The sequence below is a fragment of the Burkholderia sp. AU15512 genome (assembly GCF_002223325.1).
Classification (GTDB): Bacteria; Pseudomonadota; Gammaproteobacteria; order Burkholderiales; family Burkholderiaceae; genus Burkholderia.
In genome coordinates this window covers 92,311-116,339 of sequence record NZ_NKEX01000001.1, presented here as the reverse complement: position 1 = coordinate 116,339, position 24,029 = coordinate 92,311, and the positions used below count along the sequence as shown (strand labels likewise).

Annotated in this window: 17 protein-coding genes; 7 read left to right on the top strand and 10 right to left on the bottom strand. The window is 66.1% G+C overall.

Annotation, left to right across the window (positions count from 1 at the left end):
* Positions 1 to 7: 7 nt before the first annotated feature.
* Positions 8 to 1,162, bottom strand: a complete 1,155-nt coding sequence (locus CFB43_RS00560; RefSeq protein ID WP_089493829.1) for a pyridoxal phosphate-dependent aminotransferase — start codon at positions 1,160 to 1,162, stop codon at positions 8 to 10.
* A gap of 236 nt (positions 1,163 to 1,398) precedes the next feature.
* The gene (locus CFB43_RS00555; protein WP_089493828.1) at positions 1,399 to 2,067 is read right to left on the bottom strand and encodes a TetR/AcrR family transcriptional regulator; all 669 of its coding nucleotides are present in this window, start codon (positions 2,065 to 2,067) and stop codon (positions 1,399 to 1,401) included.
* A gap of 120 nt (positions 2,068 to 2,187) precedes the next feature.
* On the opposite strand from CFB43_RS00555, the gene CFB43_RS00550 reads away from it, so the two are divergent.
* From CFB43_RS00550 to CFB43_RS00525, 6 genes are all read left to right on the top strand, one after another.
* Entirely contained in the window at positions 2,188 to 3,840 is a 1,653-nt protein-coding gene (locus CFB43_RS00550; protein ID WP_089493827.1) for an acyl-CoA dehydrogenase family protein, read from the top strand.
* Between the two features lie 59 nt (positions 3,841 to 3,899).
* On the top strand, positions 3,900 to 5,408 hold the full coding sequence (locus tag CFB43_RS00545) for a class I adenylate-forming enzyme family protein (protein ID WP_089493826.1): 1,509 nt from the start codon (positions 3,900 to 3,902) through the stop codon (positions 5,406 to 5,408).
* A 172-nt stretch (positions 5,409 to 5,580) separates the two neighbouring features.
* The gene (locus tag CFB43_RS00540) at positions 5,581 to 6,240 is read left to right on the top strand and encodes a PAAR domain-containing protein (RefSeq protein WP_089493825.1); all 660 of its coding nucleotides are present in this window, start codon (positions 5,581 to 5,583) and stop codon (positions 6,238 to 6,240) included.
* Positions 6,241 to 6,250: 10 nt separating this feature from the next.
* Positions 6,251 to 6,796, top strand: coding sequence for a PAAR domain-containing protein (locus tag CFB43_RS00535; protein ID WP_089493824.1), 546 nt, complete (start codon positions 6,251 to 6,253; stop codon positions 6,794 to 6,796).
* A 4-nt stretch (positions 6,797 to 6,800) separates the two neighbouring features.
* The gene (locus tag CFB43_RS00530) at positions 6,801 to 7,469 is read left to right on the top strand and encodes a M35 family metallo-endopeptidase (protein ID WP_089493823.1); all 669 of its coding nucleotides are present in this window, start codon (positions 6,801 to 6,803) and stop codon (positions 7,467 to 7,469) included.
* Positions 7,462 to 7,872 carry a hypothetical protein gene (locus CFB43_RS00525; RefSeq protein ID WP_089493822.1) on the top strand — a complete coding sequence of 137 codons (411 nt, stop codon included), beginning with the start codon at positions 7,462 to 7,464 and terminating at the stop codon, positions 7,870 to 7,872. The genes CFB43_RS00530 and CFB43_RS00525 overlap by 8 nt, the downstream gene beginning before the upstream one ends.
* A gap of 216 nt (positions 7,873 to 8,088) precedes the next feature.
* Here the strand turns inward: CFB43_RS00525 and CFB43_RS00520 are convergent, their stop codons facing one another.
* The 4 genes from CFB43_RS00520 to hemE all read right to left on the bottom strand — a co-directional run bounded on the left by CFB43_RS00520 (position 8,089) and on the right by hemE (position 17,449).
* Positions 8,089 to 9,228 carry a branched-chain amino acid ABC transporter substrate-binding protein gene (locus tag CFB43_RS00520; RefSeq protein ID WP_089493821.1) on the bottom strand — a complete coding sequence of 380 codons (1,140 nt, stop codon included), beginning with the start codon at positions 9,226 to 9,228 and terminating at the stop codon, positions 8,089 to 8,091.
* An 84-nt stretch (positions 9,229 to 9,312) separates the two neighbouring features.
* Positions 9,313 to 13,245 carry a trifunctional transcriptional regulator/proline dehydrogenase/L-glutamate gamma-semialdehyde dehydrogenase gene (gene putA / locus CFB43_RS00515; protein WP_089493820.1) on the bottom strand — a complete coding sequence of 1,311 codons (3,933 nt, stop codon included), beginning with the start codon at positions 13,243 to 13,245 and terminating at the stop codon, positions 9,313 to 9,315.
* Between the two features lie 393 nt (positions 13,246 to 13,638).
* Complete coding sequence (locus CFB43_RS00510) at positions 13,639 to 15,900, bottom strand: primosomal protein N' (protein ID WP_089493819.1); 2,262 nt, start codon at positions 15,898 to 15,900, stop codon at positions 13,639 to 13,641.
* Positions 15,901 to 16,354: 454 nt separating this feature from the next.
* Entirely contained in the window at positions 16,355 to 17,449 is a 1,095-nt protein-coding gene (gene hemE, locus CFB43_RS00505) for a uroporphyrinogen decarboxylase (RefSeq protein ID WP_278190121.1), read from the bottom strand.
* A gap of 149 nt (positions 17,450 to 17,598) precedes the next feature.
* Between hemE and CFB43_RS00500 the strand changes: the two genes are divergently transcribed.
* The gene (locus CFB43_RS00500; RefSeq protein ID WP_089493817.1) at positions 17,599 to 18,399 is read left to right on the top strand and encodes a transporter substrate-binding domain-containing protein; all 801 of its coding nucleotides are present in this window, start codon (positions 17,599 to 17,601) and stop codon (positions 18,397 to 18,399) included.
* Between the two features lie 721 nt (positions 18,400 to 19,120).
* Here the strand turns inward: CFB43_RS00500 and CFB43_RS00485 are convergent.
* From CFB43_RS00485 to atpG, 4 genes are all read right to left on the bottom strand, one after another.
* Complete coding sequence (locus CFB43_RS00485; protein WP_089493815.1) at positions 19,121 to 20,848, bottom strand: AMP-binding protein; 1,728 nt, start codon at positions 20,846 to 20,848, stop codon at positions 19,121 to 19,123.
* Between the two features lie 255 nt (positions 20,849 to 21,103).
* Entirely contained in the window at positions 21,104 to 21,529 is a 426-nt protein-coding gene (locus CFB43_RS00480; protein WP_006477288.1) for a F0F1 ATP synthase subunit epsilon, read from the bottom strand.
* A gap of 151 nt (positions 21,530 to 21,680) precedes the next feature.
* Entirely contained in the window at positions 21,681 to 23,075 is a 1,395-nt protein-coding gene (atpD, locus tag CFB43_RS00475) for a F0F1 ATP synthase subunit beta (protein WP_011350527.1), read from the bottom strand.
* Between the two features lie 66 nt (positions 23,076 to 23,141).
* The gene (gene atpG / locus CFB43_RS00470) at positions 23,142 to 24,017 is read right to left on the bottom strand and encodes a F0F1 ATP synthase subunit gamma (RefSeq protein WP_069246774.1); all 876 of its coding nucleotides are present in this window, start codon (positions 24,015 to 24,017) and stop codon (positions 23,142 to 23,144) included.
* Positions 24,018 to 24,029 lie beyond the last annotated feature (12 nt).

Genomic DNA, 24,029 nt, shown 5'->3' with positions numbered 1-24,029 from the left:
ACGGGCTTTACAGCGAACGCAGCCGCCGCGCGCCTTCGACCAGCGTCGCGTCGTCCTTCGAAAAACTGAGCCGGATCACGCCGGCGTCGGTGCCGTCGGTATAGAACGCCGACAGCGGAATCGTCGCGACGCGCGCATCGCGGATCAGGCGCAGCACGAAATCGCTGTCGCTTTCGTCCGAGAACTGCCGGAAGCGCGCGAGCATGAAGAACGAGCCTTCGCTCGGCAGCAGCTCGAAACGCGAATCGGCCAGCTCGCGCGCGAGCAGGTCGCGCTTGGCCTGGTAGAACGCCGACAGGCCGAGATAGCTGTCCGGCCGCGCGAGGATTTCCGCGAACGCGACCTGCATCGGCGTGTCGGCCGCGAACACCATGAACTGGTGCACCTTGCGGATCTCGTCCATCAGCTCGGCCGGCGCGAGGCAATAGCCGACCCGCCAGCCCGTCACGTGGAACGACTTGCCGAACGACGACACGATCACACTGCGCTCGGCCAGCTCGCGATGGCGCGCCATGCTCTGGTGCTGCGCGCCGTCGAACACGACGTGCTCGTAGACCTCGTCGGACAGGATCACGATGCCGGTATCGCGCGTGAGCTGCGCGAGCCGTTCGAGATCGTCGGCCGAAAACACCGTCGCGGTCGGGTTGTGCGGCGTGTTGACGATGATCATCCGCGTGCGCGGGTTGATCGCCGCGGCGACTTCGTCCCAGTTCACGCGGAAATGCTCGGGCGACAGCTTGATCGCCACCGGCGTCGCGCCCTGCAGCCGCACGATCGGCGCATAGCTGTCGAACGACGGCTCGAAGTAGATCACCTCGTCGCCCCGATGCACGAGCGCGCTGATCGCCGCGTAGAGCCCTTCGCTCGCGCTCGCGATCACCGTGATCTCGGTAGCCGGATCGTAGTGTGGGCCGTACAGCGCCTCGGTCTTTTCGGCGAGCCGCTCGCGCAGCGCCATGACGCCGGCCATCGGCGCGTACTGGTTGTGCCCGTCGCGCATCGCGCGCGCGACGCCTTCGACGAGCGCCGGATCGGGCGCGAAATTCGGCGCCCCCTGCGACAGGTTCAACGCATCGTGACGGGCAGCCAGTTGGCCGATCACCGTGAAGATCGTCGTCCCGACGTCGGGTAGTTTCGAACGGGGCGCGGTCGCGCTTCGCATGACTCCTCCTTCTGATGTCCTTCGGGCGGCCGCGCGCGACACGCACGGCCTGCATCTGTCGCACGATTTAGCCCGAGCCAATATCGGTGGACAATCGAAAGTTCGTCATGGCGGCCATGCATTTTTCTCATGGCTCGTGGGGAGGGGTACGCAGCGGCAAGGCTAGCCTGTCGGGGCGACATGCGAATCAGGCATTTCCCCTAGGCTGTTATCAGTGTGAGCAGGCCCCAGGGATGCTACCGGCCGGCCGCCGCCAGGTAGGCGAGCAGCACGGCCCGCAGTTCGTCGCGCAGCGCGGCGATGTCGAACGCGGGCCCGAGCGTCAGCAACGCCTGCGAAAGCCCGCCGTAGCAGATCGTGTGCGCCATCCGCGCGAGCCCGTCGAGCCGCGCGGCCGGCGGCGGATCGGCCGCATGCGCGAGCGCGTCACGCCACAGCGCGACGTACGCGTCGTAATGCCGACGGTAGGCGGTGAGCGGCGACACCTGCCGTTCCAGCGCGAAGAGCGCGCCCCACAGCGCCGCGTCGGCGCCGATCGCGTCGACCTGCAGGTCGACGAGCGCGGCGGCCAGTTCGGCCCGCGGCGCGCCATGCAGTCGCGCAATGGCGTCGCGCAGCCGGTCGGCCATCGCCTGTACGTGCCGGTGGATACAGAGCGCCGCGAGGCTCTGCTTGTCGCCGAAGTATTCGTAGAAGGTGCCGATGCTCACGCCCGCGACCGCCGCGATCTCGCGGATCGTCGCCTTCGCGTAGCCGCGTTCGAGCAAAAGCTGAACGAACGCCTGCTGCAGCGCGTCGGAACTCGCCTGCGCGCGCGACTGGCGCGGCCGGCGGCGCAAGGCGGGCGCGGGTTGCGCCGCCGGCTGGCCGGGCGGCGCCGGAACCTGAACATGTCGCGGCGGCATATTTGCTACTCTGGAAATCAGCAGGGCATGCGTTTTACCGGGGGCCGGAGCCGGCGCCGAAGCGTCATCCGTGCGGCATGACGCCGGCCGCCCGCGCAGCATGAGACCGGAGACACCTCGATGACCGAATCGACTCACGCCGTCACGAACCAGTTCGACGAACTGGTCGACTATAACCTCTTCGCGACGGACATCGCGCTGCGCGATGCGCTCACCCGCGCGGGCGCCGACTGGGCCGTGCCGCAGCTCGACGCCTACGGCGCGCGGCTCGGCAGCGCCGACACCGCACGGCTCGCCGACGAAGCGAACCGCCACACGCCGGAACTGCACACCTTCGACCGGCGCGGCCGGCGCATCGACCGCGTCGACTTCCACCCGGCCTGGCACACGCTGCTCGGCCAGTACCGCCACGAAGGCTTCGTGTCGCTCGCGTTCCGCGACACGCGCCGCGGCCGCTGGGCCGCGACCGCGGCCGGCTTCTACCTGCATGGCCAGATCGAGGCCGGCACGCTGTGCCCGGCGACGATGACGCAGGCCGCGATTCCCGTGCTGCAGAAGGAGCCCGTGCTGTGGGACCTGCTGCGCGACAAGCTCTACAGCAACGACTACGATCCGCGCGACGTGCCGGTCGCCGACAAGCGCTCGATCTGGTTCGGCATGGGCATGACCGAGAAACAGGGCGGCTCCGACGTGCGCGCGAACACGACGCTCGCGACCGCCGTCGGCGCGGGCGGCCGCGGCGGCGAATACCGGCTGCGCGGCCACAAGTGGTTTTTCTCGGCGCCGATGTGCGACGCGCACCTCGTCGTCGCGCGCACCGAAGCCGGCAGCCCGTCGTGCTTCTACGTGCCGCGCTGGCGGCCGGACGGCACGAAGAACGCGATCGAGATCCAGCGGCTGAAGGACAAGGTCGGCAACCGCAGCAACTCGAGCAGCGAGATCGAGCTGAACGACGCGTGGGGCATCATGCTCGGCGACGAAGGCCGCGGCATCCCGACCATCATCGAGATGGCCACCACCACGCGGCTGAACTGCGTGCTCGGCAGCGCGGCGATGCTGCGCCAGGGCGTCGTGCAGGCGATCGCGTACACGCGCCGGCGCCATGCGTTCGGCCGCGCGCTCGCCGAGCAGCCGCTGATGCGCACCGTGCTCGCCGATCTCGCGCTCGAGAGCGAAGCCGCGCTGTCGTTGTCGATGCGTCTCGCCGACGCGTTCGAGCGCGACGACTCGCCGCGCGAACGCGCATGGAAGCGCATCGTCACGCCCGCCGCGAAATTCTGGGTGTGCAAGCGCGCGGTCGAGCTGACCGGCGAGGTGATGGAAGTGTTCGGCGGCAACGGCTACGTCGACGACGGCCCGATCGCGCGGCTGTTCCGCGAGGCGCCCGTCAACTCGATCTGGGAAGGCTCGGGCAACGTGATGTGCCTCGACGTGCTGCGCGCGATATCGCGCGAGCCCGACGCGGCCGCTGCGCTGTTCGACGAACTCGCCGATCTCGGCGCGGGCGAACCGCGCATCCGCATGGCGCTCGATGCGCTGCGCGCGATGCTCGCGGCGCCGGCCGACGCGCTCGAGGCGTCGGGCCGCGTGTTCGCGCAGCGGCTCGCGGTGCTCGCGCAGGCGTGCCTGCTGCGCCGCGATGCGCCGGCGGCCGTTGCCGACGCATTCGTCGCGACGCGGCTCGCCGCGCCCGACTGGGGCCGCATCGCAGGCGGCTTCGATCCGCACGCGATCGACGTCGCCGCGCTGCTGCAGCGCGCGTACCCGGCCTGATGCCCTTTGGATAGCTCGGTAAGGCCCAGTTCGCCTTCGTTCGCCCGCCCGGAGTCCCGATGAACCTCGTCGCCGCCCTCGACCGCGCCGCCCGTGCGACGCCCGACCAGCCGTTCCTCGTCAGCGAATCCGCGACGATCACCTATGCCGCCGCGCGCGAGCGCTCGCACCGCGCGGCAGCCGTGCTGAGCGCGCTCGGCGTCGCGGCCGGCGACCGTGTCGCCGCGATGTGCTTCAACACGCCGGCCTTCGTCGACCTGATGTTCGGCGCGTGGCGGCTCGGTGCGACGTTCGTGCCGGTCAACCACAAGCTGCAGGCGCCGGAAGTCGACTACGTGCTCGAACACAGCCGCAGCAAGGCGCTGCTGTTCGACGTGGCGCTCGCGCCGGTGGTCGAACGCCTCGTGCATCCCGCGCGGCGGCTCGTGACCGAAGGCGAACTCGACGGCGTGCCGTGCTTCGACACGCTGTGCGCGACGATGGACGGCCTCGCGGGCATCGAGCCGGCCGAGGGCGACATCGCGCAGATCCTCTATACGTCCGGCACGACCGGCCACCCGAAAGGCTGCGTGCACAGCCACCGCACCGTGACGCTCGCGGCGATGCAGGCGGCGCTCGCGACCGGCATCGGCCGCCACGAGCGCACGCTGATGGCGATGCCGATCTGGCATTCGTCGCCGCTCAACAACTGGTTCGGCGGCACGCTGTACGCGGGCGGCACCGTCGTGCTGCTGCGCGAATACCATCCGCTGCGCTTCCTGCAGGCCATCGAGCGCGAGCGCGTGACGCTGTATTTCGGCGCGCCGGTGTCGTACCTGCTGCCGCTCGACACGATCGACGGGTTCGCGGCGTTCGACCTGTCGAGCGTGCGCGCGTGGCTGTACGGCGGCGGCCCGATCGGCCCCGCGCAGGCCGAACGTCTCACGCGTGCGTATCGCAGCAACGCGTTCTTCCAGGTGTACGGCATGACCGAAGCAGGGCCGGCCGGCACGACGCTGTATCCGGACGAGCAGATCGCGAAGGCCGGGTCGATCGGCCGCACCGGCGGCCCGGGCGTCGACCTGCGCGTCATGCGGACGGACGGCCTCGACGCGCAGCCGGGCGAGACCGGCGAGATCTGGCTGAAGACCGACAGCATGATGCTCGGCTATCTCGACGATGCGGCCGCGACGCGCGCCGCGTTCGCGCCGGACGGCTGGTATCGCACCGGCGACATCGCACGGATCGATCAGGATGGCTACCTGTTCATCGTCGACCGGCTGAAAGACATGATCGTGACGGGCGGCGAGAACGTCTATTCGAAGGAAGTGGAGGACGTGCTCGGCGCGCACCCGGACATCGCCGAGGCGGCCGTCGTCGGCGTCCCGCATCCCGACTGGGGCGAGACGGTCGTCGCGCACGTGGTGCTGCGCGCGGGCAGCGTGCCCGACGCGGATGCACTGCGCGCGTTCTGCGGCGAGCGGCTGGCCGCTTACAAGGTCCCGCGCGAATTCACGTTCGCGCAGGCGCTGCCGCGCACGCCGACGGGCAAGCTGCAGAAGTTCCTGCTGCGGGTGCGCAGGGACTGAGTATCCGCGATTGAGCTAGCGCATTCGCGCACGCGCGGTCAATGCAACAGGCAGAACGGAACAAGTAATAGAAGTTACCAGCTCTGAATCATATTCGTCCGATTGATCGACGTTTCTTATCTGGAATAGCGTCTCTAGGCAGCCATTCCATTTACTGAGACAGGGAAGCCGGATGAAAAACGAACTCAAAGCACCGACCCATCTTTTCGCCACCGTTGGCGCGCTCACGGAACGCGGTGGACGTGTCACCACCGCAACCGGCGGCCTGACATTGGCCGGATTGGAAGTCGCCTGCGTCGGCGATGTAGTGACCTACGACGACGGTAGCGAGGCCGCGATTATCGACGGCGCGGGAGACAACCATAGCGGAGGCAAGCCGTTCGCGCTGGTCGGCAGCCGGTTGAGCAACGGTGACCGAATTACCGAAACGCTGCGCACTTCGTGGGGCATTCACGTGCGGGAGGGGCAAAGCGTTGCGGGCCTGTTCGATCCCACCTATGTGCCGCCACCCGCACCGCCTGCCTATAGATTGGCGGTACGTGGCGCGACAACAGCGCGCGGCGGTGCATTACGCGAGCCGTCCGGCACATGGGAAGTAGCGCCGCACTTGGGCAAAGCTGCCACGGTGGGCGACCTGATCCGCTATCCCGACGGCTCAACCGCGCGCGTGACGACCGGTCTGGTTTTGGCCGACCGGGCCGACTTCGCGCCGCTCGCCTTCGTTGGCAGCGAACTCGATAACGGCGACACGATCACCGATAGTCCCGAGCGACAAGGCTTGGCGTCGTCCGTTGTATTTAGCGTCGTCACCCGCTCGTCCATGCCCCGCTGAGGTAGCGCTCATGATCCGCTACTTTCTTGCCAAAGGCGACCGCGCCGGGGAAGCGGTGATTGTCGAGGGCCTCGACACCGTGACCTATTCCAATCCGCCGCCGACGGTTCATATCGCCACGCTCGACATGAAGACCTACTGCTCGGCCTGCAAGCGCGAAGGATACATCGCACCGCAAGGGCCGCGCTGGCCCGGTACCGGCCCGAACGGCAAACAGTGGGCATTGAGCGGGGATATCAATGTCTGCGGATGCAACCCACCGCCGATCTTCTACGCTGAGCGCGGCATGCGGATGACTTTTACTGCAGGAGAGACTGCGACGCTGACTGGGCACCAACCTGATGCAGCTAAGCGGTCATTTGCTCGATCGAATGCCGTACACGACGAGCAATTCACGTTGCTGGATGGCTCCCACCGTCCGCTCGTGAGCATCCGCTACCGAATCGTTACCGACACCGGGCAGATTTTTACCGGCACTACGGATACGGCCGGGCAAACACATCGGATCGCCACCCGCGGCTCGGCAACGCTGAAAATCTATACGATGGAACATTGAAGCAATGAAAAATTTTGATGTGAACGACGGCGGAGAATGGTTCCTCGTACATTCAGGCGCAGTCACTAATACCAATCCTGGGTCGATGGTGGAGGTAACAATCAATATCGAAAGAATATGTCACAACATGACAAACAAGGAATTCCGGGAAATGGTATTGAGTAAACGCGATCGAGCCGTTTCTCTTGTCGGTAAAAGAATCGAGGATTTGCAGCGCTGGTCCCACGCTGATAAGGCACGTGTATTACAGTGGTTCGGTAGAACCGATGAGAGCACCCGCATAGCCCTATTAGCAGGTCTAGCGGCAATCGCTCGCGTACTAAAGTCACTCACAGGCTACAATTTCACGCGATGGGATAGCGAGCGATTCAAACACATTGGATGCGTTCCGAATCCGAACAAATCGGGAGTTGCAGCATCAGTGTGCTCACCAGATACTGCAACTCATACGATTTCAATACATCCCGACTTTTGCACAATGCGAGATTTTTCATGGGAAAAGGATTCCGTAGTTTCCACGCTGATTCATGAGGTGAGTCATTTCGACGATACAATGGCAACCAAGGATCACAGATATTTCATGGAGGAATGCTTGACATTTGGAGCCGAAAATCCGAATCAAGCAATCAACAATGCCGACAGTATTGCAGGATATGTCATTTACAATGCTTAAGTTTATTCTTGGCATAAGCCTTCTCATCTCCAATCCGGTATTCGCATGCATCGCCAGCGAGAATTTCGACATCTACTTTTCGAGAGATAGCTCACACATATCGAATTCCGAGATCGTCCGCATCGCAAAATGGGTAGCCGACCAAAAAATCAATTATGCAAATCACCTAACCAAAGAAACGACGCTGATCAGCGGCCATGCCGAGGAAAGTGAACCGGAAGCACCGGCCCTTGCGCAATCGAGATTGCAAACCGCGTATGCGCTGTTGGAGGAATTAGGTTTTTTGCGCGGAACCATCCAGAAGAGCGCCCGCGTTTATTCGCATGGCGACGTGGACAATGGACGGCGTGTGGAAATTTCGTTCCTGCCCGACTGCCCTAACAAGTGCTGCGACGGCAAGTAACGTCATACTGCCGCCGGCCGCGGCGATGCGGTATCGACGTACGCATGCGGCGCCCCCTCTGCACCACCGTGGCCTGCAAGATCCCTATGCCCTACCAGCCGTAGCTCGCCAAAGAAAAAGCCACCAGACCCAACGGGCCCAGTGGCTCTTTCGCATGACGCGCGGGACGACGCATTGCGCCGCCGCCCCGCGCGTCAGAACATCAAGACCGGCTGCTTACTTCCCGCCGATGCTCTTCAGCGGCTTCCACTCGCCCTTCTCGACCTTGTACATCGTGATGCCGCCGTTCTTCAGGTCGCCCTTCGCGTCATACGCGACGTGCGTCGACGTCACGCCGGCCATGTCGGTCTTCGCGAGCACCGGCAGGTACTTCGCCGGATCGGTCGAATCGGCCTTCTTCATCGCGTTGAACAGCGCCATCGCGCCGTCGTACGCGTACGGCGAGTACGTCTGCACGTCTTCGCCGAAGCGCTTCTTGTACTTGTCGGCGTACGTCTTGCCGCCCGGCATTTCTTCCAGCGGGAGGCCTGCCAGCGAAGCGATCGTGCCGTCGGCCGCGTTGCCCGCGATCTTCAGGAACGTCGGCGTCTTCACCATTTCGCCGCTCATCAGCGGGGCGGTGATGCCGAGCGCCTTCATCTGCTTGACCATCGGTGCCGCCTGCGAATCCGCGCCGCCGTAGTAGACGAGATCCGGCTTCGCCGCCTTCAGCTTGGTCAGGATCGCCTTGAAGTCGACCGCCTTGTCGTTCGTGAATTCACGGTCGACGATCGATGCGCCGCCGGCCTTCGCGGCCTTCTCGAACTGGTCGGCGAGACCCTGGCCGTAGGCCGTGCGGTCGTCGACGATCGCGATCTTCTTCATGCCGAGATCCTTCGACGCGAACGTGCCGGCCACCGAGCCCTGCTGCGTGTCGGACGTCATCATGCGGAAGGTCGTCTTGTAGCCCTGCTGCGTGTATTCCGGTGCGGTCGCCATCGCGATCTGCGGAATGCCCGCGTTCGCGTAGATGCGCGAAGCCGGAATCGTCGTGCCCGAGTTGAAGTGGCCGAGCATGCCCTTGATGCCGTCGTCGACGAGCTTCTGCGCGACCGTCGTGCCGGTGCGCGGGTCAGCCTGGTCGTCCTGCGTGTCGAGCACGAACTTCACCGGCTTGCCGCCGATCTTCGGGCTCGTCGCGTTGAAATCCTCGATCGCGAGCGCGATCCCGTTCTGCATATCCTTGCCGTAGTGCGCCTGCGCGCCCGTCATCGGCCCTGCGTAACCGATCTTCACGTCATCCGCATGGGCCGTCCCCGCCAGCGACATGACCGCGACGAACGTCGCGCCTGCCAGCTTTTTCATCGTGTGTTGCATAGCATCTCCTTGGTACCAGGGTAAATGGAGCGGCTTCGGGATCGCCTTGCCGCTTCCTATGTTTGATCCGAACGGCAAGGATGGTCAGCCGATCGTCATCAAATTCGCATTGCCACCCGCCGCGGCCGTGTTCACGCTCACCGAGCGCTCCGTCAGCAGCCGTTCCAGCGCGTAATCTTCCGCATCGCCGTTCTCGAACGCGCCCACCGACACGCCCTGCACCGACACGATCGGGCCCGGCCGCTGCGCGACGTCCTTCACGAGCGTCTGCAGTTCGTCGCTGTCGCCTTCGAACAGCACAGCGTCGAACGGCGCGTCGGCCTGCTTGCGCACGCTCGCATGCGCCTTCAGCGATGCCGGCAGCGCGGCCACCAGCGCCTCGCCGGCCGCACCCGCGAACAGCGCGCGGTTACCGGTCGCCAGCACCGCCGCGAACTGCGCGCGCGCACCGCCCGGCGTCGCCGCGACACACAACACCGTGCCGCGCGGGCCGAGTGTATACGTGTTTCGCTCGCCCGTCGGACCGGTCAGCACCGCGGTCGCACCGGCCGGCACCTGAGCCAGATAGCCGTCGCAACGCGCGGCCAGCGCCGGCTCGCGCTGCTCGATCAGCCAGTCGCGCAGCGTCGTGAGCGCCGCCGCCGGGTTGCCGCGTGCGTCGCCTTCCACCGCGCCGTCCGCGATCAGCGACTGCGCGAGCGAACGCGGCAGGCCCGACGGACGCGTCGCGAGCAGGCGCTGCAGGTACAGCGCGCCGCCGGCCTTCGGGCCCGTGCCCGACAGCCCTTCGCCGCCGAACGGCTGCACGCCGACCACCGCGCCGATCACGTTGCGGTTCACGTAGATGTTGCCGACGTGCGCGTTCGAGATCACGTGCGCGATCGTCTCGTCGATGCGCGTGTGGATGCCGAGCGTCAGCCCGTAGCCGGTCGCGCGGATCTGCTCCAGCAGCTTGTCGAGCTGGCTGCGGCGGTAACGCACCACGTGCAGCACCGGGCCGAACACCTCGCGCTTCAGCTCGTCGATGCTGCCGATCTCGATCAGCGTCGGCGGCACGAACGTGCCGTGCGCGCATGCGTCGGGCATCGGCAGTTGCGTGACCGCGTGGCCCTTGTCCCTCATCGCCGCGACGTGCGCGTCGATCGTCTGCTTCGCTTCGCCGTCGATCACCGGGCCGACGTCCGTCGACAACCGGTCGGGATTGCCGAGCGCCAGCTCGTGCATCGCGCCCTTGAGCATCGTCAGCGTGCGGTCCGCAACGTCGTCCTGCAGACACAGAACGCGCAGCGCCGAACACCGTTGACCGGCCGAGTCGAACGACGACTGCATCACGTCCGCGACGACCTGCTCCGCGAGCGCCGACGAGTCGACGATCATCGCGTTCTGGCCGCCCGTTTCGGCGATCAGCGGAATCGGCTTGCCGTCCGGGTCGAGGCGCGCGGACAGCGTCTTGTTGATCAGGCGCGCGACTTCGGTCGAGCCGGTGAACATCACCGCACGCGTACGCGCGTCGGCCACCAGTGCCGCGCCGACGGTCTCGCCCGTGCCCGGCAGCAGTTGCACCGCACCGGCCGGCACGCCGGCCTCGCGCAGCAGGCGCACGGCCTGCGCGGCGATCAGCGGCGTCTGTTCGGCCGGCTTCGCGAGCACCGTGTTGCCGGCGGCGAGTGCCGCGGCGACCTGGCCCATGAAGATCGCGAGCGGGAAGTTCCACGGGCTGATACAGACCACGGGGCCCAGCGGGCGGTGCGTGTCGTTCGAGAATTCGTCGCGGATCTGCGCGGCGTAGTAGCGCAGGAAGTCGACCGCCTCACGAATCTCGGCGATCGCGTTCGGCAGCGATTTGCCGGCTTCGCGCACGATCAGGCCCATCAGCGTGTGCATCTGCGCCTCGAGCAGGTCGGCCGCGCGCACCAGGCAGTCGGCACGCGCATCGACCGGCGTCGCCTGCCAGATCGGCGCGGCGGCCACCGCGTGCGCGAGCGCCGCGCTCACGTGTTCGGCCGTCGCTTCGCTGACCGTGCCGACCAGGTCGCGCTGGTCGGCCGGGTTACGCACGTCGCGGGCCGGCGCGTCGGCGAGCGTGTCGTCGGCGAGCATCGGCGCGGCGCGCCACGGGAAATGCGCACTCGCGAGCAGCGCGGACGACAGCGACGCGAGGCGGTGCTCGTTCGACAGGTCGAGGCCCATCGAGTTGGGACGCTCGTCGCCGTACAGGTTGCGCGGCAGCGGGATCTTCGTGTGCGGCGCGCCGAGCGGCACGACCTTCGATGCCTCGTCGACCGGATCGGCGACCAGCTCCTTCACCGACACGGTCTTATCCGCGATGCGGTTCACGAACGACGTGTTCGCGCCGTTCTCGAGCAGGCGGCGCACCAGGTACGCGAGCAGCGTCTCGTGCGTGCCGACCGGCGCATACACGCGGCACGGGCGGTTCAGCTTGTCGCGGCCGGTGACTTCCTCGTACAGCGGCTCGCCCATCCCGTGCAGGCACTGGAATTCGTACTGGCCCGGGTAGTAGTTCTGGCCCGCGAGCTGGTAGATCGCGGCCAGCGTGTACGCGTTGTGCGTCGCGAACTGCGGGTACACGGCGTCCGGCGCCGCGAGCAGCTTCTTCGCGCATGCGAGGTACGACACGTCCGTGTAGATCTTGCGCGTATAGACCGGATAGCCTTCGAGGCCGTCGACCTGCGCACGCTTGATCTCGGTATCCCAGTACGCGCCCTTCACGAGGCGAATCATCAGGCGGTGGCGGCTGCGGCGCGCGAGATCGATCAGGTAGTCGATCACGAACGGGCAGCGCTTCTGGTAGCCCTGCACGACGAAGCCGATGCCGTTCCAGCCCGCGAGGTCCGGATCGAAGCACAGCGCCTCGAGCAGGTCGAGCGACAGTTCGAGGCGGTCGGCCTCTTCGGCGTCGATGTTCAGGCCGATGTCGTAACGGCGGGCGAGCAGCGCGAGCGCGCGCACGCGCGGCAGCAGCTCGCTCATCGTGCGGTCCTGCTGCGAGCGCGAGTAGCGTGCGTGCAGCGCGGACAGCTTGATCGAGATGCCCGGGCCTTCGTAGATGCCGCGGCCGCCGGCCGCCTTGCCGATCGCATGGATCGCCTGCTCGTACGATGCGTAGTAGCGCTGCGCGTCCTCTTCGGTCGTCGCCGCTTCGCCGAGCATGTCGTACGAGTAACGGAAGCCGCGCGCTTCGTACTTGCGGCTGTTCGCCAGTGCTTCGGAAATCGTCTCGCCGGTGACGAACTGCTCGCCCATCAGGCGCATCGCCATGTCGACGCCCTTGCGGATCAGCGGCTCGCCGCCGCGGCCGATCAGGCGCGTCAGCGCCGACGACAGCCCGGCTTCGCTGTTGGTCGTCACGAGCTTGCCGGTGATCATCAGCCCCCACGTGGCCGCGTTCACGAACAGCGACGGCGCGTGGCCGACGTGCGAGCGCCAGTCGCCCTTGCTGATCTTGTCGCGGATCAGCGCATCGCGGGTTGCGCGATCGGGAATGCGCAGCAGCGCTTCGGCGAGGCACATCAGCGCGACGCCTTCCTGGCTCGACAGCGAGAATTCGTGGATCAGCCCTTCGACGCCGCCGCCCGAGCTCTTCTCGCGCAGCGCCTCGACGAGCTTCGTCGCGAGCGCCTGCACGTCCGCCTGCAGGTTCGCGGGCAGGCGCGCCTGGCCGAGCAGGAACGGCACGCATTCCGGCTCGGGGCGGCGGTACGCCGCCGTGATCGCCGCGCGCAGCACCGATTGCGGTTGCACGTTCTGCGCGAACTCGAGGAACGGATGCGGCGAGTTGTCGTCGTCGCCGTCCGCGGACTGACCGTCGGCGAGCTCCGTCACGCCGCTGTGGCCCGATAGCTCGGGCGGCAACTGGCCGTGCTCGATCCGCTCGAGATACGCGAAGATCGCCTGCTTGATCAGCCAGTGGGGAGTGCGCTCGAGACGCGCGGCGGCGTCCTTGAGGCGCGAGCGAAGAAGGTCGTCGACTTTGACGCCGAGAGTCGTGCTTGCCATGGTGGGTTCGTGCGCCGGTGCGAGCCCGGCAATGTGGTGTGAGAGGATGCGCGAAATCCTACGGCACGCAACAAAAAGGTGCAACCAAATTACGAGACAGGTTGCACCCATAGGTTACTCAATATAATCAGCCACTTATGCGGTTGCAACCTAGGAGTTGCCCGTGGTCGGAGGATCGGTGTTTTCCCTGAGCGGGCCGGTTTGACAGGCGTGCGCAACCGTCCGCACGCGTCGCGGCGGACGAAAACGGGTTGCACTGGGTGCGACGGAAGGTGTGAGACGCCAGGGCGCGGCCGGGCGGCAAGTGACGATTCAGGGGCACCCGGCCCGGTGGCCGGGGGTGCAACGCAGCGGCACGCAGCACGACGGCCGCATGCCGCGCCGCCGCTCAGCTCAGATATCCAGCGGATCGACCTCGACGCTCCACCGCAGCACGCCTTTCAACGCGCGCAGCTCCGGCTGCCATGCACGCAGCGCATGCTGCAGCGCCGCCCGCGATGCGCTTTCGAGCAGCAACTGCGCGCGATGCACGTTCGCGACCTTGACGATCGTCATCGGCACCGCGTCGTAGACGGTCACGCGATCGGCGCCCGGCAGCCCCGGCAACGCGGCCGCCGCTTGCAGCAGGAACGCGAGCGCGGCGTCCAGCGTGCGCCCTTCGGCGCGCAACAACGCCTGGTAGACGAACGGCGGCAGGTGCGCGTCGCGGCGCTCGCCGAGCGTCGAATTCGCGAAGCCGACGTAGTCTTGCCGCCCGAGCGCGTGGTACAGCGCGTGACGCGGGTAACGCGTCTGCACGAGCACTTCACCCGGCAGCCCGGCGCGCCCCGCACGGCCGCTCACCTGCATCAGCTGCGCGAACAGTCGTTCGCTCGCGCGGAAGTCATGCGAGAACAGCGCGGTGTCGGCATTGAGCACGCCGACGAGCGACACGCGCTGAAAGTCGTGCCCCTTCGCGATCATCTGCGTGCCGACGAGGATATCGACCTCACCCGCATGCACATCGGAAAAGAGCGCCTGCGCGCTGCCCTTGCGGCGCGTGCTGTCCGCGTCGATCCGCAGCACGCGCGCGCCGGGCACGGCCTCGGCGAGCGCCTCCTCGATGCGTTGCGTGCCGCGCCCGAGCGGCGCGATGTCGACGTTCCCGCACTCGGGGCACGACCGCGGAATCCGCGCTTCCCAGCCGCAGTGATGGCAGCGCAACGCGTGCTCGGGCTTGTGCAGCACGACGTACGCGCTGCAGCGCGGGCAGCCGGCGACCCAGCCGCAGGCATCGCACGCGAGCTGCGGCGCATAACCGCGCCGGTTCAGGAACACCAGGCTCTGTTCGCCGCGCTCGAGCCGCGCCTTCAGCGCCGCGACGAGCGGCCCCGACAGCCCGCCCATCGACGCGCGCCCGCGCCGCCGCTCCTCTTCGAGATCGATCAGCCGCACGGTCGGCAGCGTCGCGTCGGCCACCGCGCGGCGCGACAGCGTGAGCCGCGTGTAGCGGCCCTGCTCGGCCTGCCACCAGCTTTCGAGCGACGGCGTCGCCGAGCCGAGCACGACCGTGATGGCGAGCTGCTTCGCGCGCCACACGGCGAGATCGCGCGCCGAATAGCGCAACCCTTCCTGCTGCTTGTACGCGGGCTCGTGCTCCTCGTCGACGACGATCAGCGCGAGCGTCGGCATCGACGCGAGCACCGCGAGGCGCGTGCCGAGCACGATCCGCGCGCGGCCCGTATGCGCGGCGAGCCAGTTGCGCGCACGCTCGCCCTCCGCGAGCCCGCTGTGCAGCGTGACGATTGCGTCGTCGGCGAGCGCCCCCGCGAAGCGCGCGCGAAACGCGGCCTCGAACTGCGGCGTCAGGTTGATTTCGGGAACGAGCACGAGCGCCTGCGCATCCGGCCGCGCGTCGAGCAGCGACGCGAGCGCATGCAGATAGACCTCGGTCTTGCCGCTGCCCGTCACGCCGTGCAGCAGGAACGGCGCGAAGCCCTGCGCGGCGCGGATCGCGTCGAGCGCCTCGGCCTGCTGGTCCGTGAGCGCCGGCGGCACAGTTCTTCCACCGGCTGCCAACAGGTTATCCACAGCTTTGGGCACAGGCGCATCGGCCCAGCCGATCTCCTCGACGTCGACCCAGCCGCGCGCCGCCCAGTCGTCGAGCGTGGCCGCGGCCTTCGGGTGCAGCGCGCGCGCGTCGGGCAGCGCCAGCGAGCCGCTGTCGACCAGCGCCTGCGCGAGCCGACGCAGCGCGGCGCCGCGCGCGGGCAATGTATCGGGCAGCGCCGCGCGGCCCGCTTCCGTCGGCCGGTAACGCACCTCGGGCGCGAGCAGCCGCCCCCAGCGCCCGGCATCGCGCAGCGCCTGCGGCAGCGCCGGCAGCGCGACCTCGCCACGTCCGCGCTGGTAGTAATCCGCGGCGAACGACACGAGCGCGAGCCAGTCCGGCGACAACGGCGGCAGGTCGGTGCAGATCGCGTCGATCGCGCGCAGCCGCGACGGCGGCACGTCGGTGTGAGTCGTCACTTCGCAGACGAGCCCGACGGCCTGCCGCTTGCCGAACGGCACCTGGACGAGCGTGCCGGGCCCGGGCGCCGGTTGCGCGTCGCAGCGGTAATCGAACAGGGTCGCGAGCGGATGGTCGAGCGCGACGCGCAGATAGGTGCCGCTCATCCCGGCGCTCCGGCGGCCGGATGCGCCGCATGGGCATGGACGGCCGACATCCGCGCCCGCATCGGGGCAGCGAACTTAAAGTAAAACTTCAGATTCGGCGCTAAGTTTTGGATTCGCATTAGGAATCGCCGTATACCCTGCCCAGCCTGTGGATAACTTTGTTGAGAACTCGCCGCTCGATGGCCGCAACGCGCGCGGGGCCGCGCTTTGCGCTGATTTTCGCCGCGTGTTGCGGTGCCCCGCGGAGCCTTATGCCATAAGGCTGCTATTCAAATTACCGAACCATAGCGAGACAAATTGACCGATACAGGGCTCTACCGCGCTGCAACGTGGAAAATGTGTATAAGTCAAGTCTTGACAAGCACTGAATCGGCAACCGGTGGGGGGTTGCGCCCTGTTTAGTGACAATAGCGAAACGCTGTCGCGCCGCAATGCAGCATGACAGCGCTTGCGTTCAGCCGGCGGCTCCGCTACGGATCGCGCGGCTGTGGCGATGCACTTCGTCGACGAGTTCGGCGACGTGATCGGGCGACGTGAATTGCGAAATGCCGTGCCCGAGGTTGAATACGTGGCCCGGATGGTTGCCATAGCTGTCGAGCACTGCGCGCGCCTGCTCGCGCACTGCGGCCGGCGGCGCAAACAGGATCGTCGGATCGAGGTTGCCCTGCAGCGCGACCTTGCCCGCGACGCGCTCGCGCGCCTGGCCGAGATTGACCGTCCAGTCGAGCCCCACCGCGTCGACGCCGGTCGCCGCGATCTCCTCGAGCCACAGCCCGCCGCCCTTCGTGAACGTGATCACCGGCACGCGTTCGCCGTCGTGCTCGCGCTTGAGCTGCGAGACCACGCGGCGGATGTAGTCCAGCGAGAAGCGCTGGTACGCGCCGTCCGCCAGCGCGCCGCCCCACGTATCGAAGATCATCACGGCCTGCGCGCCGGCTTCGATCTGCGCGTTCAGGTACGCGGCCACCGCCTGCGCGTTCACGTCGAGGATCCGGTGCATCAGGTCGGGGCGCGAATACGCCATCGACTTCACCGTGCGGAAATCGTCCGACCCGCCGCCTTCGACCATGTAGCACGCGAGCGTCCACGGGCTGCCCGAAAAACCGATCAGCGGCACGCGCTGGCGGCCCTGGCCGTCGGTGAGCGCGCGACGGATTTCGCGCACGGCGCCCGTCACGTAGCCGAGCGTTTCCTCGATGTCCGGCACCGCGAGCTTCGCGACGTCGGCCTCGGTACGCACCGGATGCGCGAACTTCGGCCCTTCGCCGACCTGGAAGTCGAGGCCGAGCCCCATCGCGTCCGGAATCGTCAGGATGTCCGAGAACAGGATCGCGGCGTCGAGCGGAAAGCGCTCGAGCGGCTGCAGCGTCACTTCGGTCGCGTAGTCGGGATGCTTCGCGAGACCGAGGAAGCTGCCGGCGCGGGCGCGCGTCGCGTTGTATTCGGGCAGGTAGCGGCCGGCCTGGCGCATCAGCCAGATCGGCGTGTAGTCGGTCGGCTCGCGCAGAAGCGCACGCAGGAAGGTGTCGTTGAGCAGGGTATGGGCCACGGTAGGAGCGACGATGCGAGGGCAAACCGGCATTTTACCGGACAGCCGCCCTCAGGCTGCGCATGCCGACGCGATGGCGGCCATATGACGCGCGCGATGGCTCCGTTATGATCGGACGCTCATATCGAACGAAACGAAGGAGGAGACCGATGAAGACATTCGCCACGCTCGCCTCGGCCGCGCTGCTTTGCTGCTCCGCCGCGCACGCGCAGACCGGCGCGCTCGCCGCTGCCGCCGCACCGGGCACCGGCTCGCGGCTCGACGACGTGCTCGCGCGCGGCACGCTGCGCGTGTGCACGACGGGCGACTACAAGCCGTATTCGTACTACCGCGCGGACGGCCGCTTCGAGGGCATCGACATCGACATGGCCGAATCGCTCGCGAAGTCGCTCGGCGTGAAGACCGATTACGTGAAGACGAGCTGGCCGAACCTGACCGGCGACTTCGTCGCGAAATGCGACATCGCGGTGGGGGGCGTGTCGACGACGCTCGAGCGCCAGAAGCGCGTGTTCTTCACGCAGCCGTACGTGGTCGACGGCAAGACGCCGATCGTGCGCTGCGCGGACGCCGACAAATACCAGACCGTCGCGCAGATCGACCGGCCGGAAACGCGCGTGATCGTGAACCCGGGCGGCACCAACGAGCGTTTCGCGAAGCAGTATTTCACGCACGCGAACCTCACCGTCTATCCGGACAACGTAACGATCTTCAAGCAGATCCTCGCCGGCAAGGCGGACGTGATGGTGACGGATGCATCCGAGACGCTGCTGCAGCAAAAGCTGAATCCGGGCCTGTGCTCGGTGCATCCGGACAAGCCGTTCCAGTTCGGCGAGAAGGCGTACATGGTGCCGCGCGGCGACGTCGCGTTCCAGCAGTACGTCGACCAGTGGCTGCATCTCGCGCTGTCGACCGGCGAATATCAGGCGATTTCGGACAAATGGCTGAAGTAAGCAGGCTCGTGCATGGCGGCAGCTAGCGGGCACCGACCCGCCTCCGACGCCCGCAAAAGTCGCTGCGCGGCGGTGGCCCCATCCCCGCCGTTACACTTCGCTGCGGTGTGCCGACGCCCTGAAAATCGGCCCGCAGCCATCGAATTGGCCGAACGGCCGACTTCCGCGCCTGCCGATCACGTTTCAAAATCTTTCTGACGAATGAATCGTCATGCGCGGTATCGGCCGCACGGCGCATTTTCTCGCGTGCAAATCGGCAATTCGTCGAGCCTGATACGCGTGAAAAACGCATCGTGCGCATGTGCTGAAAACGCTGCGGAAAATATGGGTAAAAATGACCTTTTTCAGGCCCTCAAAAACAGCAAAAAATCCCGGAAAGCCTTATCCGGCGGGCGTTACAACCTGAAACACTTTGTTACCGCGACGGGTCATTAATTCGCCCACAATGGCCTCAACGGTTTCAACACGGATGCGGTCTCGTGTGCCAAGTGTGAGCGGACGCGAAGCGCTGCGAGCCAGTCGGTCACGTACCGAAGCCCTTCCGAGGGGCATCCCTGTTGGAGTCGTTTCCGGCCCCCCGCCGGACTCGGTTTCATCTTTGGTCTCCTCGCGCTAACCCCGTAGCGTGTGGTTTTTAGCGGGCTAATAAGCCCGCTTTTTTTCGTCCATCGAAAACGCAACGGCCCGCAGGCCGCCGCGTTTTTCCCGCCTTCATGCCGCGCTACGCGGTCTTCTGCACGTCGAGCTTCAGTTCCTCGATCATCCGGTCGCGCATCACGAACTTCTGCACCTTGCCCGTCACCGTCATCGGCAGCTCGTCGACGAAGCGAATGTAGCGCGGGATCTTGTAGTGCGCGATCTGCCCGTTGCAGAACGCACGCACGTCGTCCTCCGTCATCTGCTCGTCCGCGCGCAGCACGATCCACGCGCACAGCTCCTCACCGTACTTCGCATCGGGCACGCCGAATACCTGCGCGCTCTGAATCTTCGGATGCCGAAACAGGAATTCCTCGATCTCGCGCGGATACACGTTCTCGCCGCCGCGAATCACCATGTCCTTCAGCCGGCCGACGATGTTGCAGTAGCCATCCGCATCGAGCGTCGCGAGGTCGCCCGTATGCATCCAGCCGTCCACCAGCACCTCGCGCGTCTTCGCGTCGTCGTCCCAGTAGCCGAGCATCACCGAATAGCCCTTCGTGCACAGCTCGCCCGTCGTGCCGACCGGCACGATGGCGCCGCTCGGATCGACGATCTTCACTTCCAGGTGCGGCTGGATGCGTCCGACCGTCGTCGTGCGCTTCTCGAGCGGATCGTCGGTCGAGCTCTGGAACGACACGGGGCTCGTTTCCGTCATTCCGTACGCGATCGTGATCTCCGACAGGTGCATCTGCGACACGACGCGCTTCATCGTCTCGATCGGGCACGGCGAGCCGGCCATGATCCCGGTGCGCAGCGTCGACAGGTCGAATTTCGCGAACTCGGGGTGATCGAGCTCGGCGATGAACATCGTCGGCACGCCGTGCAGCGCGGTGCAACGTTCGTCGGCCACCGCCGCGAGCGTCGCGACCGGGTCGAACGCTTCACCGGGGAACACCATCGCCGCGCCCTTCGACACGCACGCGAGCACCGCGAGCACCATCCCGAAGCAGTGATACAGCGGCACCGGGATGCACAGCGTGTCCTGCTCGGTGAAACGCATCGCCGTCGCGATCGAGCGCCCGTTGTTGACGACGTTGCGGTGCGTGAGCGTCGCGCCCTTCGGGCTGCCGGTCGTGCCGCTGGTGAACTGGATGTTGATCGGCTCGCCGGCCGAGAGCGTCGCGCCGATCGCATCGAGCAATGCGGGATCGACGGCCTGGCGGCCGCGCGCCATCAGGTCCGCGAAGCGGAACATGCCGGCCGGCGCGACGTCGCCCATCGACACGACCGTGCGCAGGCTCGGCACCCGCGCCGCATGCAGGTCACCCGGCGTCGCGGTCGCGAGCTCCGGCGCGATGGTCTGCAGCATCTCGACGTACGCGGACGTCTTGAAGCGCTCGGCGGCGATCACGGCCTTGCAGCCGACCTTGTTGAGCGCGTATTCGAGCTCCGACAGCCGGTAGGCCGGATTGATGTTGACGAGTACCGCGCCAATCCGCGCGGTGGCGAACTGCGTAAGCAGCCATTCGCTGCGGTTCGGCGACCAGATGCCGACGCGATCGCCCTTCACGATCCCGAGCGCGGCCAGGCCCGCGGCCAGCACGTCGACCTCGTTCGCGAACTCGCGCCAGGTCCAGCGCACCTGCTGCTCGCGGAACACGACGGCCGGACGATCGGGAAAGCGCCCGGCCGTATCGAGCAGGAACCGTCCGATCGTCGCTTCGGAGAGCGGCACATCGGTCGTGCCACGCACATACGACAAGCCGTTTTCGGGCGCGATCAGCGCGCCCACGCCAAGGTCTGCTGCCATGAATGTCTCCGTCCTTTTTGTCTGATCGGCCTGCGCGCGCCTTCCGCGCCCGCCTCCGCCGCGCACTCGCGACGAACGGCCTCCACGCGGATGATGACGCGCGTGGCTGACGATACTCTGACATCAAATCACGGCGGACGGATGAAATAGCACGACCGGACGGAATGATCCGGCCCGCAAAAATCAGACGAACATGACGGACGAAAAAAAAGCAGCCCGAAGGCTGCTTTTCTTTCGCGGGATACGCGGCGCGGCTCAGTGCCGGCTGCGAATCTTCGCCAGACGCTGGATCGCCTCGAGCTGCGCCATCGCGGTCGCGAGCTCGGATTGCGCCTTCGCGAGGTCGAGATCCGACTTCGCGTTCTGCAGCGTTTCCTCGGCACGCTTGCGTGCTTCCTCGGCTTTCGCCGCGTCGAGGTCCTTGCCGCGGATCGCGGTATCGGCGAGCACCGTCACGGCGCCCGGCTGCACTTCGAGAATGCCGCCCGCGACGAACACGAATTCGTCGTTGCCGCCCTCGACTTCGATGCGCACCGCACCCGGACGAATCCGCGTGATCAGCGGCGTGTGGCCCGGCAGAATGCCCAGCTCACCCGTTTCGCCCGGCAGCGCGACGAATTTCGCCTCGCCCGAGAAGATCTGCTCTTCTGCGCTGACGACGTCTACTTTGATGGTTGCCATATCGACTCCTGTCGATCGGAGCGGGCGCTAAAACGCCCACTTCGATCCCATGCACGGCGGATTGAGCATAGTGCGTGGGTGCCGTGTCCCCTATCGCCAGTGCTATAGGAGAATCAACGGCCAACGGCACCCGCTGCGTTACACCCGACCCTTACGAGATCTTCTTGGCCTTTTCGAAGGCTTCGTCGATCGTGCCGACCATGTAGAACGCCTGTTCCGGCAGGTGGTCGCACTCGCCGTCGACGATCATCTTGAAGCCGCGGATCGTTTCCTTCAGCGGCACGTACTTGCCCGGCGAGCCCGTGAACACTTCAGCAACGTGGAACGGCTGCGACAGGAAACGCTGGATCTTACGCGCGCGCGCGACCGACAGCTTGTCTTCCGGCGACAGTTCGTCCATGCCCAGAATCGCGATGATGTCGCGCAGTTCCTTGTAGCGCTGCAGCGTCTGCTGAACGCGACGGGTGATCGAGTAGTGCTCTTCACCGATCACGTTCGGGTCGATCTGGCGCGACGTCGAGTCGAGCGGGTCGACCGCCGGGTAGATACCCAGCGAAGCGATGTCACGCGACAGAACGACGGTTGCGTCCAGGTGGCCGAAGGTCGTAGCCGGCGACGGGTCGGTCAAGTCATCCGCAGGGACGTACACGGCCTGGACCGACGTAATCGAGCCCTTCTTGGTCGACGTGATGCGCTCTTGCAGCTTGCCCATTTCTTCAGCCAGCGTCGGCTGATAGCCCACTGCCGACGGCATACGGCCGAGCAGTGCCGACACTTCGGTACCGGCCAGCGTGAAACGGTAGATGTTGTCGACGAAGAACAGCACGTCGAGGCCTTCGTCACGGAAGTGCTCGGCCATCGTCAGGCCGGTCAGCGCGACGCGCAGACGGTTGCCCGGCGGCTCGTTCATCTGGCCGTACACCAGAGCGACCTTGTCGAGAACGTTCGAGTCCTTCATTTCGTGGTAGAAGTCGTTCCCTTCACGGGTACGCTCGCCCACGCCCGCGAACACGGAGTAACCGCCGTGTTCCTTCGCGATGTTGTTGATGAGCTCCATCATGTTGACGGTCTTGCCCACGCCAGCACCGCCGAACAGGCCAACCTTGCCGCCCTTTGCGAACGGGCAGATCAGGTCGATGACCTTGATACCCGTTTCGAGCAGTTCGGTCGACGGCGACAGTTCGTCGAACGCCGGCGCCTTCTGGTGGATCGAACGCGTCGTTTCGCTTTCGATCGGGCCAGCTTCGTCGATCGGACGGCCAAGCACGTCCATGATTCGGCCGAGGGTCGGCTTGCCGACCGGCACCGAGATCGGCTTTGCCGTGTTCTTCACGGTCAGGCCGCGGCGCAGGCCGTCGGATGCACCCAGACAGATGGTACGGACAACGCCGTCGCCCAGCTGCTGCTGGACTTCGAGCGTCAGTTCCGAGCCATCGAGAATGAGCGCGTCGTAGATCTTCGGCATGCTGTCGCGCGGGAATTCCACGTCGATAACGGCGCCGATGCACTGTACGATCTTGCCTTCTACCAAAGCAGCAGTACTCATCGCTTTTCCTTTAAATACCTGATTCTTTACTCGCGCAAAGGCGCAGTTGTCGTCCCGGGCGCGCGCTTAAACAGCGGCTGCGCCGCCGACGATCTCCGACAGTTCTTTCGTGATCGCGGCCTGACGGCTCTTGTTGTATACGAGCTGCAGTTCGCTGATCACCGTCTTCGCGTTGTCGGACGCGGCCTTCATCGCGACCATGCGCGCCGATTGCTCGGACGCCATGTTTTCCGCGACGGCCTGGTACACCAGCGCCTCGACGTAACGCACGAGCAGTTCGTCGACGACTGCCTGCGCGTCCGGCTCGTAGATGTAGTCCCACGACGTGGCCGGCGTACCATCATCGGCTTCGAAGTGTTCCGACGACAGCGGCAGCAGCTGCTCGATCACGGCTTCCTGCTTCATCGTGTTGACGAAGCGCGTGTAAGCGATATAAACCGCCGACAGCTTGCCTTCCGAGTACAGGTCGAGCTGCGTCTTCACGGCGCCGATCAGCTTGTCCAGATGCGGGGTGTCGCCGAGGTGCACGACCTGCGACATCACCTTCGCGCCGAAGCGGTTCAGGAACCCGAGGCCCTTGCTACCGATCGCGGTGGCTTCGACCTTCTGGCCCTTCTCTTCCAGCTCCTTGAACTTCTGCACCGTCGCACGCAGCACGTTGGTGTTCAGACCACCGCACAGCCCCTTGTCCGTCGTGACGAGGATGATGCCGGCCGTCGTCGCGCCTTCGTTCGCCACCATGAACGGGTGGCGGTACTCCGGGTTCGCGCGGCTCATGTGCGCGGCGATGGCACGGACCTTGTCCGCATACGGACGAGCGGCGCGCATGCGTTCCTGCGCGCGGCGCATCTTCGATGCGGCCACCATTTCCATCGCCTTCGTGATCTTGCGCGTGTTCTGCACGCTCTTGATCTTGCCGCGAATTTCCTTCATTCCAGCCATAGCTTGCTCCTT

Excerpts from the sequence above, each read along its gene's own strand:
- CFB43_RS00560 (WP_089493829.1), bottom strand. The coding sequence starts at position 1,162 with ATGCGAAGCGCGACCGCGCCCCGTTCGAAACTACCCGACGTCGGGACG.
- CFB43_RS00555 (WP_089493828.1), bottom strand. The coding sequence starts at position 2,067 with ATGCCGCCGCGACATGTTCAGGTTCCGGCGCCGCCCGGCCAGCCGGCG.
- CFB43_RS00550 (WP_089493827.1), top strand. The coding sequence starts at position 2,188 with ATGACCGAATCGACTCACGCCGTCACGAACCAGTTCGACGAACTGGTC.
- CFB43_RS00545 (WP_089493826.1), top strand. The coding sequence starts at position 3,900 with ATGAACCTCGTCGCCGCCCTCGACCGCGCCGCCCGTGCGACGCCCGAC.
- CFB43_RS00540 (WP_089493825.1), top strand. The coding sequence starts at position 5,581 with ATGAAAAACGAACTCAAAGCACCGACCCATCTTTTCGCCACCGTTGGC.
- CFB43_RS00535 (WP_089493824.1), top strand. The coding sequence starts at position 6,251 with ATGATCCGCTACTTTCTTGCCAAAGGCGACCGCGCCGGGGAAGCGGTG.
- CFB43_RS00530 (WP_089493823.1), top strand. The coding sequence starts at position 6,801 with ATGAAAAATTTTGATGTGAACGACGGCGGAGAATGGTTCCTCGTACAT.
- CFB43_RS00525 (WP_089493822.1), top strand. The coding sequence starts at position 7,462 with ATGCTTAAGTTTATTCTTGGCATAAGCCTTCTCATCTCCAATCCGGTA.
- CFB43_RS00520 (WP_089493821.1), bottom strand. The coding sequence starts at position 9,228 with ATGCAACACACGATGAAAAAGCTGGCAGGCGCGACGTTCGTCGCGGTC.
- putA (WP_089493820.1), bottom strand. The coding sequence starts at position 13,245 with ATGGCAAGCACGACTCTCGGCGTCAAAGTCGACGACCTTCTTCGCTCG.
- CFB43_RS00510 (WP_089493819.1), bottom strand. The coding sequence starts at position 15,900 with ATGAGCGGCACCTATCTGCGCGTCGCGCTCGACCATCCGCTCGCGACC.
- CFB43_RS00500 (WP_089493817.1), top strand. The coding sequence starts at position 17,599 with ATGAAGACATTCGCCACGCTCGCCTCGGCCGCGCTGCTTTGCTGCTCC.
- CFB43_RS00485 (WP_089493815.1), bottom strand. The coding sequence starts at position 20,848 with ATGGCAGCAGACCTTGGCGTGGGCGCGCTGATCGCGCCCGAAAACGGC.
- CFB43_RS00480 (WP_006477288.1), bottom strand. The coding sequence starts at position 21,529 with ATGGCAACCATCAAAGTAGACGTCGTCAGCGCAGAAGAGCAGATCTTC.
- atpD (WP_011350527.1), bottom strand. The coding sequence starts at position 23,075 with ATGAGTACTGCTGCTTTGGTAGAAGGCAAGATCGTACAGTGCATCGGC.
- atpG (WP_069246774.1), bottom strand. The coding sequence starts at position 24,017 with ATGGCTGGAATGAAGGAAATTCGCGGCAAGATCAAGAGCGTGCAGAAC.